20 protein-coding genes and 1 pseudogene are annotated in these 15,263 nt (G+C 67.8%); 9 read left to right on the forward strand and 12 right to left on the reverse strand.

What is annotated here, in order from left to right:
- A pseudogene (locus ADK57_RS48825) lies at window positions 1-87 on the forward strand (IS5/IS1182 family transposase); the annotation flags it as partial.
- Between the two features lie 170 nt (window positions 88-257).
- Here the strand turns inward: ADK57_RS48825 and istB are convergent.
- The 5 genes from istB to ADK57_RS06665 form a co-directional block, all read right to left on the reverse strand.
- The gene (gene istB / locus ADK57_RS06645) at window positions 258-1,031 is read right to left on the reverse strand and encodes an IS21-like element helper ATPase IstB (RefSeq protein WP_053748417.1); all 774 of its coding nucleotides are present in this window, start codon (window positions 1,029-1,031) and stop codon (window positions 258-260) included.
- Window positions 1,028-2,626 carry an IS21 family transposase gene (istA, locus tag ADK57_RS06650; RefSeq protein WP_053748418.1) on the reverse strand — a complete coding sequence of 533 codons (1,599 nt, stop codon included), beginning with the start codon at window positions 2,624-2,626 and terminating at the stop codon, window positions 1,028-1,030. The genes istB and istA overlap by 4 nt, the downstream gene beginning before the upstream one ends.
- Window positions 2,627-2,818: 192 nt before the next feature.
- A complete protein-coding gene (locus ADK57_RS06655; RefSeq protein ID WP_234390013.1) occupies window positions 2,819-3,277 on the reverse strand; it encodes a hypothetical protein in 459 nt (152 codons plus the stop codon).
- A 109-nt stretch (window positions 3,278-3,386) separates the two neighbouring features.
- Window positions 3,387-3,596 carry a hypothetical protein gene (locus tag ADK57_RS06660; RefSeq protein ID WP_053748419.1) on the reverse strand — a complete coding sequence of 70 codons (210 nt, stop codon included), beginning with the start codon at window positions 3,594-3,596 and terminating at the stop codon, window positions 3,387-3,389.
- Between the two features lie 17 nt (window positions 3,597-3,613).
- Entirely contained in the window at window positions 3,614-3,898 is a 285-nt protein-coding gene (locus tag ADK57_RS06665; RefSeq protein ID WP_053748420.1) for a DUF6247 family protein, read from the reverse strand.
- Between the two features lie 230 nt (window positions 3,899-4,128).
- Between ADK57_RS06665 and ADK57_RS06670 the strand changes: the two genes are divergently transcribed.
- Entirely contained in the window at window positions 4,129-4,701 is a 573-nt protein-coding gene (locus tag ADK57_RS06670) for an SMI1/KNR4 family protein (RefSeq protein ID WP_053748421.1), read from the forward strand.
- Window positions 4,702-5,078: 377 nt separating this feature from the next.
- Here ADK57_RS06670 and ADK57_RS49820 read toward each other — a convergent pair whose 3' ends face one another.
- Window positions 5,079-5,231 carry a hypothetical protein gene (locus ADK57_RS49820; protein WP_159050021.1) on the reverse strand — a complete coding sequence of 51 codons (153 nt, stop codon included), beginning with the start codon at window positions 5,229-5,231 and terminating at the stop codon, window positions 5,079-5,081.
- A gap of 233 nt (window positions 5,232-5,464) precedes the next feature.
- On the opposite strand from ADK57_RS49820, the gene ADK57_RS06675 reads away from it, so the two are divergent.
- The 5 genes from ADK57_RS06675 (at window position 5,465) to ADK57_RS06695 (ending at window position 8,146) form a co-directional block, all read left to right on the forward strand.
- The gene (locus tag ADK57_RS06675) at window positions 5,465-5,836 is read left to right on the forward strand and encodes a hypothetical protein (RefSeq protein ID WP_053748422.1); all 372 of its coding nucleotides are present in this window, start codon (window positions 5,465-5,467) and stop codon (window positions 5,834-5,836) included.
- A gap of 251 nt (window positions 5,837-6,087) precedes the next feature.
- The gene (locus ADK57_RS52385) at window positions 6,088-6,273 is read left to right on the forward strand and encodes a DUF6233 domain-containing protein (protein WP_420711845.1); all 186 of its coding nucleotides are present in this window, start codon (window positions 6,088-6,090) and stop codon (window positions 6,271-6,273) included.
- A gap of 117 nt (window positions 6,274-6,390) precedes the next feature.
- Window positions 6,391-6,591: a hypothetical protein gene (locus tag ADK57_RS06685; protein WP_234390015.1), complete on the forward strand. Its 201-nt coding sequence runs from the start codon at window positions 6,391-6,393 to the stop codon at window positions 6,589-6,591.
- Window positions 6,592-7,151: 560 nt separating this feature from the next.
- Window positions 7,152-7,385 carry a hypothetical protein gene (locus ADK57_RS06690; RefSeq protein ID WP_053748424.1) on the forward strand — a complete coding sequence of 78 codons (234 nt, stop codon included), beginning with the start codon at window positions 7,152-7,154 and terminating at the stop codon, window positions 7,383-7,385.
- A 155-nt stretch (window positions 7,386-7,540) separates the two neighbouring features.
- A complete protein-coding gene (locus tag ADK57_RS06695; RefSeq protein ID WP_159050022.1) occupies window positions 7,541-8,146 on the forward strand; it encodes a hypothetical protein in 606 nt (201 codons plus the stop codon).
- Window positions 8,147-8,149: 3 nt separating this feature from the next.
- Here ADK57_RS06695 and ADK57_RS06700 read toward each other — a convergent pair whose 3' ends face one another.
- From ADK57_RS06700 to tap, 4 genes are all read right to left on the reverse strand, one after another.
- Complete coding sequence (locus ADK57_RS06700; RefSeq protein WP_053748431.1) at window positions 8,150-8,518, reverse strand: DUF6247 family protein; 369 nt, start codon at window positions 8,516-8,518, stop codon at window positions 8,150-8,152.
- 91 nt (window positions 8,519-8,609) lie between these two features.
- Window positions 8,610-9,212 carry a hypothetical protein gene (locus ADK57_RS06705; protein ID WP_053748425.1) on the reverse strand — a complete coding sequence of 201 codons (603 nt, stop codon included), beginning with the start codon at window positions 9,210-9,212 and terminating at the stop codon, window positions 8,610-8,612.
- 118 nt (window positions 9,213-9,330) lie between these two features.
- Entirely contained in the window at window positions 9,331-9,888 is a 558-nt protein-coding gene (gene tpg, locus ADK57_RS06710; protein WP_053748426.1) for a telomere-protecting terminal protein Tpg, read from the reverse strand.
- A gap of 3 nt (window positions 9,889-9,891) precedes the next feature.
- The gene (gene tap / locus ADK57_RS06715) at window positions 9,892-11,964 is read right to left on the reverse strand and encodes a telomere-associated protein Tap (protein ID WP_053748427.1); all 2,073 of its coding nucleotides are present in this window, start codon (window positions 11,962-11,964) and stop codon (window positions 9,892-9,894) included.
- 448 nt (window positions 11,965-12,412) lie between these two features.
- Here tap and ADK57_RS06720 point away from each other — a divergent pair, with 448 nt between their 5' ends.
- The gene (locus ADK57_RS06720; RefSeq protein WP_053748428.1) at window positions 12,413-13,405 is read left to right on the forward strand and encodes a pentapeptide repeat-containing protein; all 993 of its coding nucleotides are present in this window, start codon (window positions 12,413-12,415) and stop codon (window positions 13,403-13,405) included.
- A gap of 182 nt (window positions 13,406-13,587) precedes the next feature.
- On the opposite strand, the gene ADK57_RS06725 is transcribed toward ADK57_RS06720, so the two are convergent.
- Both ADK57_RS06725 and ADK57_RS06730 read right to left on the reverse strand, forming a co-directional pair.
- Window positions 13,588-14,064: a DUF6233 domain-containing protein gene (locus ADK57_RS06725; RefSeq protein ID WP_234390016.1), complete on the reverse strand. Its 477-nt coding sequence runs from the start codon at window positions 14,062-14,064 to the stop codon at window positions 13,588-13,590.
- Window positions 14,065-14,145: 81 nt separating this feature from the next.
- Window positions 14,146-14,526: a winged helix-turn-helix transcriptional regulator gene (locus ADK57_RS06730; protein ID WP_019074009.1), complete on the reverse strand. Its 381-nt coding sequence runs from the start codon at window positions 14,524-14,526 to the stop codon at window positions 14,146-14,148.
- Window positions 14,527-14,669: 143 nt separating this feature from the next.
- On the opposite strand from ADK57_RS06730, the gene ADK57_RS06735 reads away from it, so the two are divergent.
- On the forward strand, window positions 14,670-15,077 hold the full coding sequence (locus tag ADK57_RS06735) for a RidA family protein (RefSeq protein ID WP_053748429.1): 408 nt from the start codon (window positions 14,670-14,672) through the stop codon (window positions 15,075-15,077).
- Window positions 15,078-15,263 lie beyond the last annotated feature (186 nt).

A 15,263-nucleotide genomic window follows, 5' to 3' on the forward strand; every position in this document is an offset into this window, starting at 1 on the left:
TGGCGGATCTTCCGACGAGCTCGGTGCAGCCCGAATCGAATGACGTCAATCGCAGCAGCGGTCCTCGCTCTGGAGCGGCAACGCTGAAAGACCTCACTGAGTGGGAGTTCAGGACCGTACCTGCCTATCGGCGAGTACGGTCGGTACCCCGAGCGGCTGCGGCAGCAGTTCGAGGGCGTGATTGGGCGGTGTGGACGTTCACGTATTTCCCCGGGGCTGAGTTCACGTAATTCCCCAGCCCCGGGCGCTGACGACATCTATTTGACCGGTGGTTTGGCGGGCTTTTCGGTGGGGTTCTTGGGGCGCTTGTTGGGACGGTAGCTGGGGCCATTCATGATGACCTGGTGGCTGGTGTTGATGAGCCGGTCGAGGAGGGACTCGGCGACGACGGGGTTGGGGAAGAGGGGATACCAATCGCTGGGCGCCCGGTTGCTGGTGATGATCAGGGACCGGCCCTGCCGCTCGGAGACGAGTTCGTAGAGGTCGTCGGCGTGGGCCGCGGAGAGCTGGCGCATGGCGAAGTCGTCGAGGATGAGCACGTCGGGCCGTACCAGTTCACGGATCCCTTTCTCCCAGGTGCGGTTCGCGTGTCCGCCGGCGAGTTCGGCGAGGATCCGGCTGGTCTTGGCGAAGCGGACGTGGGCGCCCTGGCGGACGGCGAGGTGGCCCAGCGCCTGGGCGATATGCGTCTTGCCGACGCCGACCGGGCCGAACAGGATGACGGACTCGCCGGCGTGGAGCCAGCGCAGGGCTCCAAGGTCGCGGATCTGGGCGGCGGGGAGCTTCGAGGAGGCGGTGAAGTCGAACTCCTCCAAGGTGACCTGCTGCTCGAACTTCGCCCGCTGGAGCCTGCGTTGGAAGGCGACGGTCTCGCGGCGGGTGATCTCGTCCTGGCAGAGGACCTGGAGGAAGTCGAGGTGGCCGAGTTCGCCGCCGTGGGCCTGGGCGAGGCGGGCGTCGAGGGTCTCCAGCATCCCGGACAGCCGCAGGGACTTGAGTGACTCACGCAGGGCGGTGTCCATCACGCTCATCGTGCCGCCACCTCGTCTTCGCCGTGGACCTGGCCGTCGCGGTCGCCCTCCGGCGTGTCCGGGGGCACGACGGGGCCGAACAGTCCTTGCGGGCCGTGGAGGAAGGCCGCGGCTCCCGCGTCTCCGCTGGTCTCGGGCTCGGGATCGGTCTCGGTGCCGGCGACGAGGATGCCCTTGATGGTGCGGTAGGACGGGTCGCCGACCGTGATCGCTCTCGCGCAGGCCGCTTCCAGTCGCGTGTCGCCGTACTTCTTGCGTAGTCCGAGAACCCCCTGGGCGGCGCGGAGCCGGTAGAGCGCGTTGACCTCGAGCAGCTGATCGACCACCTCGCGGCAGGCGTCGCCGACCTCGGACGCCTGGGTGCGGCACCAGATGGGCGTCTTCATCTGGAAGGCGATCTTCTCCGGCGGGTAGTCGCTCTTGTCGGTGCGTTTTCCCTGCTCAAGTGCCGCGTGGGTCTTGACCAGGTCGCCGTTGAGGAAGACTTGCACCATGGTCGCGGTGGAGCGGACGTCGACCTTGCGGCCGATCAGTTTCCAGGGCACGGAGTAGAGGGTTCGGCCGACCTTGATGTGGATGTCCGGGCCGACGGTGGCAGTCGACCAGCGGGCCAGGGTGAACGGGGTGGGCGGCAGCGGCAGCAGGGCGGCGGCCTCGACCGCGCCGAACACGGCCATTGGCGCCGCCCCGCCCAGCGGCCGGCACTGCCGACGCCCGGCGACCTGTTGGGCCCAAGTGATCGCCTCGGTCTGCATGTGCTCGATCGAGGTGAACTCCCGCCCGCGCCAGAACGAGTCGCGGACATAGGGCATGGGCCGCTCCACCCTGGGCTTGTCCTTGGGCTTCGATGCCCTCGCCGGGTCCACCAACGCGCCGTAATGGGTGGCGAGTTCGGCATACGCCTTGTTGATTTTCGGGTCGTAGAGGTCGGGCTTGTCGACACCGGTTTTCAGGTTGTCGGGGACCAGTCGGCGCGGGACGCCGTCGAAGTAGCGGAAGGCCGCGACGTGTGCCTCGGTCCATGCGTGCTGGTCCAGGTGCAGGACCGGCCGGACGAACATGTGCCGTGAGCAGGGCAGCACCATCACGAATGCCCAGACGCGGTGCCGCTTGCCGGTGCTGGGGTTGGTCCACTGGCCCAGGAAGCCGTAGTCGATCTGGGCTTCCTCGCCCGGCTCGATCTCGTCGCGCAGTACGGTGACCTGTGAGCGGCTCACCTCGTCGGGCAGTGTGGCGTGGACCCAGCAGCGGAACGAGGAGATCGATACCTTCAGTTTGTGCTCGTCGCGCAGCCGTTGGTGGATCGTGGAGACCGTCACGGTCCCCAGTAGGTCCTTGATGTAGTCGCGGTGTTCGTCGATGTCGGACCAGGTGACCTGCCGCAGTCTCCTGTCGACGAGGCCGGGGAACCAGCCCTCGATCAGCCCGGCCCAGTCGGCCTCGCTCATTGGCGGGCCGCCCGGGGTGATCCCGGACGCCTCCGCCGGGGCCAGGTACTTCCTGACCGTCTTGCGGTCCACCCCCAGCGACGCGGCCAGCGCGCTCTTCGAGCGGCCCGCGTACCAGTGGACGTAGATCTCGGTGATGTCGACCACGACGAACGTTCTCCTCGCCATCCGGGCTGCCCATCGGCCATCAGAACCACGGGACGAGGAACATGAGCAGCTCCGCGACGACCAGGTCCCTCGATCCTGACCTCCGCGCTACCCATGGCCAATCAGGAGGAATCGGCATGAATAACTACATGGCGCTCAAACCGCCCGACATGCGGAATTCCTCTGTCCGCCTCACCGAGGTGCGGCCGAATCCCCGGTTGCCCGCCGTTGGCCGGGCCACATGTCGTCATACGCGGCGTCCATGAACTGCGCCTGCGGCCCGCGCAGCGCAGAGGAGTCGGCTATCTCGCCCCGGACTGCCTGCACCAGGGAAAACGCATAACGAAAGGCAGAGCCTCGCAGGGGCTCGCTTCTGGCCGCCAGGTCGATCTCCGCCTGAGCGAGCCACAGGTCGTCGACGAGTCGGTCGAGCACCGCATCGTCTGTCGTGCCATCACTGACTGGGCGCGTGAGGGTCGCCTTCTCCACCTGCGACGCAATGCCGAGGAACTTCAGCACCGCGTTCTTCAACTCCGCGCGGTGCGCGGCTGATTCCTGCACTTCGAGCTGCCGGGTAGTCGCTCGCGACACGATGTACTGGCCAAAGATCGACCCGCCAGCGCCGAGTGCGACACCGGCCAGAGACAACAACGCTGGCCCCAAGGTTCCCCAAGATCCCATAGCGGGGAGTCTCTCAACTCCCCGCGACCGCCGTCCCCATGGGGACTCGTGACCGTGAGGGTGAGGAATTCCGTGACGCTCAAACCGTCACAACTGGGGAATTCCATGACCGTCGACACACGTCCTCGCCCTCGGGATCACCGGCGTCCCACTGCGGGAAGCCCCACGGGTTCCCGGCCGCAGCGTCCAGAACGTCCCAGACCATCTGCTCCGCATGCTCGGGCAGGGCATCGAGCACCTTCGCGGCGGGCGGCGACAGCCGGACCGCGTACGGCTGCTGTCGGGTCACCGGCGCCTGCTCCGGATTTACTCCAGGTCCGCGAACCCGGTCTCGTCCTTGCCGGAGGCGAGGAACGCGTCGACCGCCGGGGCGGAAGCAACACGGGCCTGCCAGACCTGAACGACCTCGTACAGGGCAGCGAGGGAGAACGTCCGGCGCGACTCTTCCAGCGCTGCCGTCCACTCCTGCTCGAAGGCCGGCACCCACCGCTCCGCGCGCCGGTCGGCGCGCAGCTGCGCGAGCAGTTCGGCCGGAGCTCCCGGGGCGGGAGCGTACGGCGGGATGGTTGCGTGGTCGGGCTGCGCGCTCATCGGCTGGTCCTCCCGGCGGCGGGTCGTCACCTCACGGTACGCGCGCCCAGTGGCCGTGGATGCGGGCATGGGACAAGATCCCTCCTACCGGATCAGAGCGCGGCGACGATGTGGGCGCCGGGGATCAGCAATGGTCTCCGGCTACCCGACAACCATCTTTGAACTCCGGTGGGTGTCCTCGCCGTTGATGAGTTGGGATCCTTGGCCTCCGGCCGGGTGGAGGAGGGCGCGTGAGCGTCGAGGAGTCGTGGGGCAAGATCGAACGCTGGATAGCCCAGCATGCGCCGGCGGAAGACCCATTGCCGGCTCCGTGTACTCGCGCAGACCTGGATGCCTTGTACGAGTCTCTCAGCGGGCAGCTGCCGGATGATGTCGAACGCTCACTGCTACGTCACAACGGCTCAGGCCTGACCGTGATTCTCCCGCCCGGGTTCACGCTGCTGAGCGTCGAGGACATCCTCAAGAAGCGTGCGACCTGGTTGAAGTACGCGGCACCTGATGACAAAAACCTGACAGAAGGAGATAAACCATTCCTCGTCCCGTTCGCGACGTTGAGCGTTATCCAGCTCCTGGTCGACATCAGGACAGGCCGTATTGGTGAGTGGGACATCCAGCAGGGCTTCGCCTGGGAACGTGATCCCCTCTGGCGCTCGTTCACCAGTGCCCTGGACATCGTCGGGAACCTGCTGGCCTCACCGCCTCCTTGGATCGCGATACTGCCGGGCGACGACGAGTGGGAAGTAACCGACAGGGACCCGGATTTCCCCGGGACGCTCGTATGGACCGAAGACCCCGTCGACTGACCTCCAACCGGCCTGGAAGCGGACCCCGAGTACCTCTCATTGCCGCGGGCCCTCTTACCGGGGGACTAGCGGGCAGGCGGCATGTGATCACACCGCTTGCACTACCGAAGCGGGGCGGGGAGACGGAGAGCCCGGTGCGTACGGAGTCCTCCACCGAGGCGCGTGTACGAGATCAAGACGAGATGGACACGCTGGTCGCTGACGTCGATCGCCGCCGCTACCAAGTGATCGACCGACCCGATCACGGAACTGGCCATCACCGCGAGCACCATGCGAGAGAACGGCCCATCCAGCGTTGTCAGTTCTCATCAACATTTTCGAGCCTTCTGATCGCTAACTGCTGCCCAAACCCATCGAGAAACGTTGTCCGCTTCCGCTTACGAAGCCAGCACTTCAACGATCTCGTCCGGGCCGTGGAACTCGTCGCGATGCGCGTCGCGCATGGCGAGCGCCTGGGCCTGGGTCGTGGCGGGCTCGACCGTCCCGCACAGATTGCACCGGTACTCGTACGGCACGCCGCAGCTGCTCATTCTCCTGCTCCAAGCGGGCGATCATCGCGTCGTCACGTGCGCCGTCGGGTGAGGACCGCGGCGCGCGGGATGTCGTCATGACTGCCGCAACTACATCTCCGCAGGTTGCCCTCGGCCGTCGTGGCGGTCGCCGTCCAGGATCCGCAATTCTCGCTTTCCCTGGCCCCGGGCGGCGTCCGACAATCGAAGCGCCGGTCAAGGGTTGAGCCGGCTGGTGAGAGCGAGGCTGCTGGATGACTGCTCCGGATCCCGGCACTGTCTTCGACGACGGCTGGATCTTCGAGGCCAACCTGCGGCCGTTCTGTGAGTCGGTCGCCGAGTTCGCGGGATACGAGTTCGACGACTCGGACTGGCAGGCCGTCGAAACCGCTCTGTCGATGACGGACGTCGAGCGGTCCGACTGGTACGACTACCCGCTGTCGGGCCGGGTGCCACTGACCCTGTTCGTCGCGGCCGATCCGGGGTCTTGCGTAGTCTTCGTCAGCCTCAGCGGAGAACCCGACGACCGCACGAAGGCACAGATCGAGGCGGCGCGTCACATCTTCTGCTGGTGGGAAGTGGCCTCCCGCGATCACATGGCGTGCCGACCTGCTGGCGGATCGTAGGTGGGGCCGTCGCGGGCGCAGCCGAACTCGGCCGCCGGCACCGGACCCGCCCGAAGCTCAAGGCCGTGGTCATCCGCCGCCGGGAAGAGACCGTAGTCACCTACCTGCAGCTCCAGGTCCAGGCCGTACGGCACGCCCTCACCGTGACTGAGAACCGTAGGCCTGCGGAGCCTGGCCCGTCGCGTCGGCCAGCAGCCGGTCCGGCGCTGGGGCACGCGCCTACACGGGGCGAGCGGAAGTCGACGGGCTTTGTGATCGAGCAGCGGCGGACGCCGAAGGGCCCGCAGGAGGCTGCCGTGCACCTGGACGACTGCACGATGACCAGCCATTTGACGCACCCGGTGAACGCGCACGAGGCTCGGTTGGCCTTGACGGATGCTCAGCTGGAGGCGTGCTCATTCTGCCGTCCGGACACCAAGTTGGGGATCTTGGACTAAATACTGCGCGACTTATCCACAGGCCCACACGGGGAGGGCTGTCGAGTCGTACCGTGCTGCCCGTTGATCACGAGCACGGGGGCACGTATGCCGTACGAGGTGTAACTGGCGGTCCGAGTGGAGGAGGCACTTGACGGTCTTCCCGAGCACGGCCGCCAGGAGGTCATGGAGGTGATCGCGGCGGCTCTGGTCCGGCCTGGCTCATGGCCGTCGCCGGGCGGCTGGGACGGTGCGGTGTGGTTCGGGCCCCGGTCGTGGGTGGCCTTCACCGCGTTCGCCGGCGGGATTGTCGTCTACGACCTTGGGTGGGCCGGATGACGTGGGCACCGCTCGCATCTCTCAACGCGTAACGTTTATCGGTCATTTACCTGACCTGTTGGACTCATACAACAAAGCCCCTGACGGCACCGTCGGGGGCTTTGCGTTTGCCTGGTTCAGTCGATGGCGGGCGGACTGTGCCTGGGGCGCGTCTTCGTCTTGGTGCTGGTGCTGGTCAGCCTCCCGCGCTGCCGCCGTCGCCACCCGCGCCGAACCCGCCCGCCCTCGGCTGCCGTGCGGCCTTCACCCAGTCAGTACGTCGTACCTGGCCGCCGGACAGGATCGACACGACGGCGCCCAGAGCTGACAGAACCCCCCAGGCCGCAGCGATCTGCAAGTCCCGCCGCTCTCGTCGCGGCAGACGGCGCGCCCCACCGAATCCCTGTCCCTCCCGCCATCCGATACTTTCCCGCCATTCGGCGGTCGTCTGCTGTCCGGCGGTCGGCTGCCGTTGCCTGCACGCGTGAGTTCTCGCCAGGGATACCCCGGCGTCGTACAGCTCCCCACACTTACGGCACGGGAACACGTTCGACATGTCGCCCTCCCCATTCAGGCCCGTCATGGTACCGAGCGCCGCCACAGCCTCCGAACAGCGGTTCTTCTACGCGCACACCCCGCGTGGCGTCGTGGTACTGGTGGCCGACGTGGCGGCCCGGCTCGGTCACGTCTGCCTCCCCGGGCCGGTGGGCGAGGCGGCTTCGGGTGCGGCACGGCGGCCGGCGGCGCGTTCGCGGGACGACGCCCAGGCGAGGACGAGCGAGCCGTACAGGAAGCCGACGACCGGCACGACGTAGCCGCCGTCGTCGAGGCCGAAGGTCGGCCGACCAAGCGGCGACGGCGACCCCGGCGAATGCGAGGCAGACGGCACCCGCGGTGAGGGCGCGGGCGTAGCGGCGGTGCGTGTTCAAATGACAAGGGCCGTGTGCACTCTGCGAGGACCCTGTTGAAGGTGATCGCCGAGAAGATTCCGCCAGACCCGAAGACGGGCCTGTGCGTTATACCCGATCGCGACGCCGACGTTCGCCCCCGGTGGGAGAAGGAAAACGGTGTGCCCGAAGGCATCTGGGACACCCGCATCGACGCTGGCCTCCTGACCGATGCGCTCGATGTCAGTGGTCAGGCCCGCCATGGAAGCGGAACGGGGCGCTTGCAGCGCCGTCACGTCCAAGCCTTGCTTGCCCTCGACCACCACCCCACCCTGAGAACGCTCCTCGAGGCCCAATCTGACCGCGACGACGAACGGGCCCAGGACGAGGACGCGCGGTCGGCCGATCAGGCGCGCGCTCTGCGAGAACTCATCGGTGATGAAGAGGCCCAGCGCCGTGCGGAGTCGGCCGAGAACCCCAACGAGTACCACCCCAAGCACAACCCTGACGGCCACGACTTCGAGGATTGCCCGGTGTGTGGGTACGAGACCTTCTGTGTCCAGGGCTTGGACATGTGGGGGCGGGGCGGCTTCGGGCAGTGCGTCGTCTGCTCGTACAGGCGCAGTCCCCGGGGCGCTGACCAGGAAGGCTACGGCGAGCACCTCGCATGGCTGATGGGAAAAGACTGATGGCTATCCGAGCCAGACGATGTTCAGGACGGTCAAGCGGCGCAGGGGCCTGTTCACCCAGTAGGTGAGGGACAGCTGGCCGACGGACGCGTAGCGCACGTCCTCGCCCTCAGGGTCCGAGCCGGAGGCGACGAACGCATCGACCGCCGGCGCGTGGGCGAGGCGGCCCTGCCAGTCCCGGACCACCTCGTACAGCCCGGCGAGAGAGAACGTCCGACGCGACTCCTCCAGCGCCGCCGCCCACTCCCGTTCGAAGGCCGGTACCCACTGAGCGGCCCGCCGGTCGGCGCGCAGCTGCGCGAGCAGTTCGGCCGGAGCTCCCGGGGCGGGGGCGTACGGCGGGATGGGTGCGTGGTCGGGCTGCGCGCTCATCGGCTGGTCCTCCCGGCGTCGGGTCGTCACCTCACGGTACGCGCGCCGGGTGGCCGTGGATGCGGGCATGGGACAGATCCCTCCTACCGGATCAGGGTGCCTGCGACAGCGCGGAGGCCGGTGGTGACTGCTGAGCGAGGAAGTGGCCGTAGGCGGTTTCGGCGAACCACCAGTCTTCGGCCGAGTGCCGCTTCACCCGCCACGGCCGCGGCTCCACCAACGTCTCCAGTTCCCCGTCAGGGTGCTGGAGGCAGACGCCGATGCCGTAGGAGCCGAACTCCAGCAGCTTCTCGGGGAAGTGCACGCTGGGCGGCCTGGTGATGATCACCCGGCGTGCGCAGATGGTCGTGAACTTGTCCGCCGCGTCCAGGGCCAGTTGAGAGGCGCTCGCCGCGCGCACCGTGGCCAGCCGCACCCGGCACGGCCGTATGACGTGCCGGACGACCTGGCCGCCGGTGACGGTGCAGATTCCGGCCGGGGCCCGCAAGACGTAGGCGCGTTGGTGATCGGTGAGCGCCTCAAGCGGGACGGGAAGGCCGTGCGGGAGCGCCATCAGTACGTCCAGGCCGCCGAAGCCGTGACCGGTGGCGACACCCAGGCCGGCGGCGCGACGCCGTTCGTGTTCCGTGTCGTCGATGTCGAGCTGCAGTTCCGCGACGCCGTAACCGGCGGGCGGGGAAATCGTTGCGAGCATCTCCTCCCCCTACCGGGCCAGGGTGCGGGCGAGGGCTTGGGCGTGCTGGCGCAGCGGGAGATCCTACTTGTCCCAGGTGGCGGCGATGCGGTTTTCGACACTCACGCTTTTCCCTCTTTTAGAATTCCAAGTCGATGTAATCAATGTCGTTGATAGCGACGTCCGAGAGGCCCAGAGCGCGGCTCCCGCCGTCCTGGAAATACACGTCTTTGAATCCTTCGGCGATGATCCCACGCATCTCCTGGTCGCTGGCCCCTGCGTCGCGGGCGTCGAACAGGCGCTGCGCGTACTCCGGTGGGAGGTGCACGGTGAGTCGCCTAAACCGTCCGTCGTCGGTCGTGCCGACCGGTGCGGTGTAGCCGAACCGGGCCCGCGTCTCCACCGTGATCCCGCCGGTGGTCGCGGCCTGCTTGCGCCGGCGCTTGCGTACCTGGGGCTGCCAGCGGGCCCGTACCGCGTCGTCGATCTTCGCGGCGACGTCTGCGCGGGCGTGTTTGCGGGCGCCGCGCCGGTAGCGGTTGACGGAGTCGGCGGTGACCCCGATCTCCTGCGCGACGGCTTTCGCGCTGCCCATCTGCCGGATCAGGTAGCCGATCTGGCCTTTGAGGGTCTTGGGCGGCTGGCGGGTGAAGAACTCCCGGTCCTTGCGCTCGATCGCGTCGTCGATCTCGCCCACCGGTTACTCCCCTTCGTCCAGGACGGCGTCGCCGCCCTTGATGTGGCGGGCCGGGTTGAGCCCCTGCTCCATCAAGTCGACCGCCCACAGCATCGACTGGACGCCCTCCAGTTTCGCCAGGCCCGGCGTGGGCCCGAGGCGGAACCCTCCGGGCTGCGGCTTGCCGGACGCCGCGTACGGCAGGAAGTCCAACGGGCTCTCCCCCGGCGAGGGGTAGACGACGCAGTCGGACAGCACGGCGAGCGGGTACAGGCCCGTCATCTTCGCCATGTTGTTGAGCTTGCGGTGCATGTTGACCCGGGCCTTGCTGACGACGGCGGCGCGGATGTCGGGGCGCCAGGTCGGCCGCTCCAGGGCCGGCCACCGCTCGCCCGCCTTGTAGGACTTGCCCTGCGGGCGCTCGCGCAGCTTGCCGACGCCGCCCTTCACGGTGGCCTTGATAGCGGCGAGGACGGCGGCCATCGCCGGGTCGGCCTGCTTGTGCCGCTCCATCGCGGCGAGGAAGGCGCGGTCGTCCAGGTCTCGGGTGACGCCGAGGTCGGCGAGGGTGTCGACGTAGGCGTTCTTGAGGCGGTCGTGCCACGGGTCCAGGTACGCGCCGGTCTCGCGCCGCAGGTACGCCTCGATCGGGGCGACGTTGTAGCCGAGCTCCTGGGCGTAGGCGACGGTGTGCGTCTGATACCAGGCCGGTTCCGTCGGGCGGCTGCCGTCCGGCGTGAACGGGCTGGGCAGGCGCGGGTCCAGCTCGATGTGGCTGAGGTCGACCAGCCAGCTCCCGGGGATCTTCGGGTTGAACTTCGGGGTGTGGAAGTGGTCGGGCGCGCTGAGGCCGACGACCAGGCGGGCCGCGGCGGCGAGGAACGCCGTGTTCAGGTCCAGGCCGACCGCGAAGGGCAGCGTGCACTCCTCATCCGTCAACAGGTCGACGTCGCGCACCCACTGGTACGCCTCTTCGTTGAGGAACCCGCCGGTCCAGCCGGAGTTCACGACGACCGGGTGTTCGGCGGTGGCCTCCGGTGGCGCCGGGTCCATCGGCTCCGTCCCCAGAGAGCCCGGGTTGTAGGCCGACACCCAATTGCCGGTCTCTTCGTCGCGCTCCGGCTTCGTGGGCGGGCGCAGCGCCGTCATCAGCTCCAGACCGGACACGGCCGTCGATCCGCGCGGCGTGATGACCCGCTGGGCGTAGACACCCAGGACGCGGGCGACGTCGGCCGGCTCCATCTCCGTCACGCCGGGCCAGGACCGCTCATCGAGGGCGTCCCACGACAGGATCGCCAGCTGCACGCACTGCCGCTCGCGTCCCTGGGCTTTGCGGTAGATCCGCGCCCACGGGCCGAATCCGCGCTGCGTGAGCTGCCACTTCGCGCGAGCGACCTGCTTGACCACCGGGTGGTCCTCGGGCAGGCGCAGGGAGCGGCGCTGCTCGTGGCCCTCCAGGCGCTCCGGCAGCCCCAGCTTCACGGCGGCCGCGGCGGTGAGCACGATCAGCGGGTCGGAGTCCTTGCCGTAGCGGTTCAGTTTCGGCGCACCTAGGCCGGACTCGCGCAGCGTCCACTCCACCAGCTCCGGGATGGTGGTCGCCGGGCAGTCGAGCACGATGCCGTCCACGCCGTACGCGGAGCCGTCGCCGTCCAGGACGGCGAGCGGGCCGTGCGGGAACCGCGGGTCGACGGCGGGCTTCGCCGTCTTCTTCGCCGCCGGGCGGCGCGACGTCACAGCCGGACGGGCGGGAGGCTCGGGCGCGGCCTGGACGGGCACGGCGGTCTCCGGCACCTGCGGCTGCGGCGCGGCAAGCGGGGCGGGCACCGGGGCGGCGTGGGCGCTGTGCGCGGGGTACTTCGCCGCCCAGCCGTTCAGCAGCCGTTGGTACGCCTCCAGGCGCGGCGACTTCGGCTCCGAGCGGCCGTTCTCGTAGTTCTTCACCGTCTGCGTCGTGGTCTTCAGTGCGGTCGCGAGGCGGGCCTGGGTGATGCCGGCGGCCTCGCGCAGCCGGGCGCGCTCCGCCGGGGGCGGCAGCTGCGGCTCCTCCTCCAGCAACGCGTCGATGCTCGCGAACAGCTCTTCCTCGGATGCCATATGGATCTCCTCCCGTGCCGCCACCCTAGCACATTTAACCCCGATAATTAGCCTCGCATTTTACCCGTTCGGAGTGAGATTTGAGCGGATGTGGACGGCGGCGGACGGCAGCCGCAGGTGTTCTGTCCTGTGACAGCGGATTTTGAGCGCATGCCATCGAATCTTGGCTTGTCCGTGTCGTGGAGAAGGGCTCCCTTGCGGCCACGGCCCAGTACCGCAGGGGTTCTACCCCACAGTGAGCCTCGCGGAAGGCGAGAGCGCGCAACCGCGCACCCCGTGCAGACGTGTACCGGGTATGAGGACTTCGCGCCCGCTCCGCCGAATCCGTAATGCGCGGGAACGCCAGCGGGCCGCGTGGGAGGCGATGTCCCTCCTTGAACAACGCCGAGCCCGAACCCGGAAGAGAGCGAACGCCCGTCGGAGGGGCACGATTGCACTCACGTTCGGCATGCTTGCGTTACTCGGCAGTCTGCCGTGGCTGGTGATACGGGGCCCCTACGAGATCGATGCGAAGTACCTCAACCGCGAGGGGCTAGCCGACGGATCGGCTGCACTGGTCACTGGCCTGCGCACCGCTCTCGTGGCGTGCGTCGCTGCATTCGGTGCCGGTCTTGCCCTGCTCTACACCGCCCGCAACTACCGCCTCACCCGGCGCGGCCAGATCACCGAACGTTTCACCAAAGCCTTGGAGCGCCTCGGCTCGGATCAGCTGTACGTGCGCATCGGCGGCATCCTCGCCTTGGAGCAGATCGTCCAGGACGCACCCGAGCAGGCCGCCACCGACGCCGCCCACGTCCTGGGCGTTTTCATCCGCGCCCGCGCCCCACAGGTTGCACCCACTGCCCCGGCTCGCAGTCCAACAGTTTGGAGGTGGGTGCGCGCGCGTCGGGACCTGGCGAAACTTCCCCCAGTGCCGGCTGCTGACGTACAGGCAGCCCTGACCGCCCTGACTCGCGCGGAGTCGCGCCCCCATGTTGACCCTCGTGAAGTCCTCGACCTCCACGGCCTCCATCTCGCCAGAGCAGACCTTCACGAGGCAGATCTCACTGGGGCCAACCTGCAAGGGGCAACGCTCACCGAGGCTGTCCTCCTCAAGGCGGATCTCACCAAGGCCAACCTGCACGGGGCAAGGCTCACCATGGCGCTGCTAGGCCGGGCGAAGCTCGCCAAGGCCAATCTGCAGGGGGCAGAACTTACGGACGCCAGCCTGGCAGGGGCAACGCTCACCTGGGCCTACCTGGCCGCGGCAACGCTCACTCGGGCCGACCTGTCCGGGGCTACGCTCACCGACGCTCACCTGGGGAACACCACGTTCACTGAAGCAGTCCTGTCCGGAGCAAACCTCTCGCGTGCTCGCGGGTGCACTCAGCCCCCCACCGGAGTGCTCACCGATGAGACGACCATCCTTCCGCCTGAGTGGCAGCAGTCAACGACACCATGACTCGCGCCCACGCAAAAGTGATCGTTTGGGGATCAGAGCGGCAGACGATCTCGATCAAACTTCGATGGCACGCGATCAAGGTTCCCTGTCACAGGACATGTCCCGTGCCGCCTGATCTTGAGCGCGCGCCAACGAACCTTGATGGACGTGAGTTCGTGTCATCGAAGTTTGATCACGCGTGGTCAGAGGCTGTGAGGCTGGACCCGAGGTCGAAGAGTGAGCCCTCGAAGGGTGTCGAGCCGAGAGGCTACGCTGCCGTCCTTTTCGAGGACCTGCTGAGCCGCCCAGGCGCAGCCACCCGCCGGTGGGTGGTGGGTGGCTAAGTCGAGGATGTGGAGCTGGGTGTCGGGCTGGCAGTGGGTGCAGGCGCGGAGTCCGGTGGTGAGCAGGCGGCGGGCTTCGTCGCGGTCGACGGGGCGCAGGCGGGTGCCTTTCATGTGGCAGTCGCCGGTGTGGATCTGGACGGGTGGGCGGCCGACGCCGATGCCGAGCTGGACGACCCAGTCCGGTGGCCGGGGACGGCTGCGCTGGCCGTGTTCCTGTTCGGCCTGCCGCTTGCGCACGGCTGCGATCTTCGCGTCGATGCGCTGCAGCCACATGGCATGCCACACCCGTAGCGTCAGAAGACGATCTAGATCGGGTGGCAGGTCGTCGAACATGTTTTTGATGTGACTGAGCACGCTGGTTGGCCACTCTGAGCATTGCAGCTGGCCGGCCCACGGCGACGCGTGCGCCAGCTGTCAGGCGTCGAAGCGGCGGCGGGCGGCCTCGATGTGACCGAAGTACTGGTGGGTCCAGCCGCACATTCCGTCGACCGTTGCGCGCAGGGCTTGACCCGGCTCGGTGAGGGTGTATTCGACCCGCGGTGGGACGGTGGGGTGCACGGTGCGCTCGACCAGGCCGTTGCGCTCCAGCATGCGCAGGTTCTGGGTGAGCATCTTGTGGCTGATGCCCTCGATCTCGTTCCGCAGCTCGCTGAAGCGCAGGGTGCGATCACCGAGACCCTCGACGATGAGGAACGCCCACTTGTTGGCGACGTCGGAGAAGATCTCCCGCGCCAAGGAGCCCGCACGCGCCAGGTCTGCATCCTCGGGCGAGCCTGTGAACTGCTTGGTCACCATAAGGTTCTCCAGTCACTGAAAAGTTCGTTCTTCCACGTCAGCGTCCACTCTCCTATGGTTCCTGAGTAACCACAAGAGACCGATAGCGCCTTGGTCGGCGCGCACGCGAGCCCACAGGCGCTCAAGACGAGGAGACAAGCAGCATGGCCATCGCCTTTGTGAACCCCAGCGGATTGCCCAAGATCGACGTCTACCGGCAGGTGTCGATCGCATCCGGGTCGAGGCTGGTCTTTATCGCCGGGCAGGTCGCCTGGGACGCCGAGGGAGTCACGATCGGCGAAGGCGACCTCGCCGCCCAGGTCGAGCAGAGCTATCTCAACGTCGGCACCGCCCTGGCCGAGGTCGGTGGCTCCTTCGACGACGTGGCGAAGCTGACCTTCTACGTCGTCGACTGGACCCCCGACAAGATGCCCGCGCTCCTGGAAGGGATCTCCCGGGCAGCCGCGAAGCTGGGGGTCACCCCGGCCCCGCCGACCACGCTGATAGGCGTTGCGGCACTGGACGTCCCCGACCATCTGGTCGAGATCGAAGCCACCGCGGTCCTCGACTGAACAGGTGCTCTTTGCCACTGAGCGCCGGAATGGCCAACTACGGCGCTCAGTGGCCAACCAGCGTGCTCAGTCACATTTGATTCTATGCTCATGATCCACCGCCCACACCCCTCGCGTGTTCGTTTTTGTGTTCGATGACGTGGGGTGTGGGAGGTGGGTGTCGTGACGGACGGGACAGCGGCGGGT

The organism is Streptomyces sp. MMG1533 (genome assembly GCF_001279775.1).
In the GTDB taxonomy this organism is placed as follows: Bacteria; Actinomycetota; Actinomycetes; order Streptomycetales; family Streptomycetaceae; genus Streptomyces.

Coding starts and splice junctions, on each gene's coding strand:
- istB (WP_053748417.1), bottom strand. CDS start 1,031: ATGAGCGTGATGGACACCGCCCTGCGTGAGTCACTCAAGTCCCTGCGG.
- ADK57_RS06665 (WP_053748420.1), bottom strand. CDS start 3,898: ATGAGCGCGCAGCCCGACCACGCAACCATCCCGCCGTACGCTCCCGCC.
- ADK57_RS49820 (WP_159050021.1), bottom strand. CDS start 5,231: ATGAGCAGCTGCGGCGTGCCGTACGAGTACCGGTGCAATCTGTGCGGG.
- ADK57_RS06675 (WP_053748422.1), top strand. CDS start 5,465: ATGACTGCTCCGGATCCCGGCACTGTCTTCGACGACGGCTGGATCTTC.
- ADK57_RS06690 (WP_053748424.1), top strand. CDS start 7,152: ATGGTACCGAGCGCCGCCACAGCCTCCGAACAGCGGTTCTTCTACGCG.
- ADK57_RS06700 (WP_053748431.1), bottom strand. CDS start 8,518: ATGAGCGCGCAGCCCGACCACGCACCCATCCCGCCGTACGCCCCCGCC.
- ADK57_RS06705 (WP_053748425.1), bottom strand. CDS start 9,212: ATGCTCGCAACGATTTCCCCGCCCGCCGGTTACGGCGTCGCGGAACTG.
- tap (WP_053748427.1), bottom strand. CDS start 11,964: ATGGCATCCGAGGAAGAGCTGTTCGCGAGCATCGACGCGTTGCTGGAG.
- ADK57_RS06720 (WP_053748428.1), top strand. CDS start 12,413: ATGCTTGCGTTACTCGGCAGTCTGCCGTGGCTGGTGATACGGGGCCCC.
- ADK57_RS06725 (WP_234390016.1), bottom strand. CDS start 14,064: ATGTTCGACGACCTGCCACCCGATCTAGATCGTCTTCTGACGCTACGG.
- ADK57_RS06730 (WP_019074009.1), bottom strand. CDS start 14,526: ATGGTGACCAAGCAGTTCACAGGCTCGCCCGAGGATGCAGACCTGGCG.
- ADK57_RS06735 (WP_053748429.1), top strand. CDS start 14,670: ATGGCCATCGCCTTTGTGAACCCCAGCGGATTGCCCAAGATCGACGTC.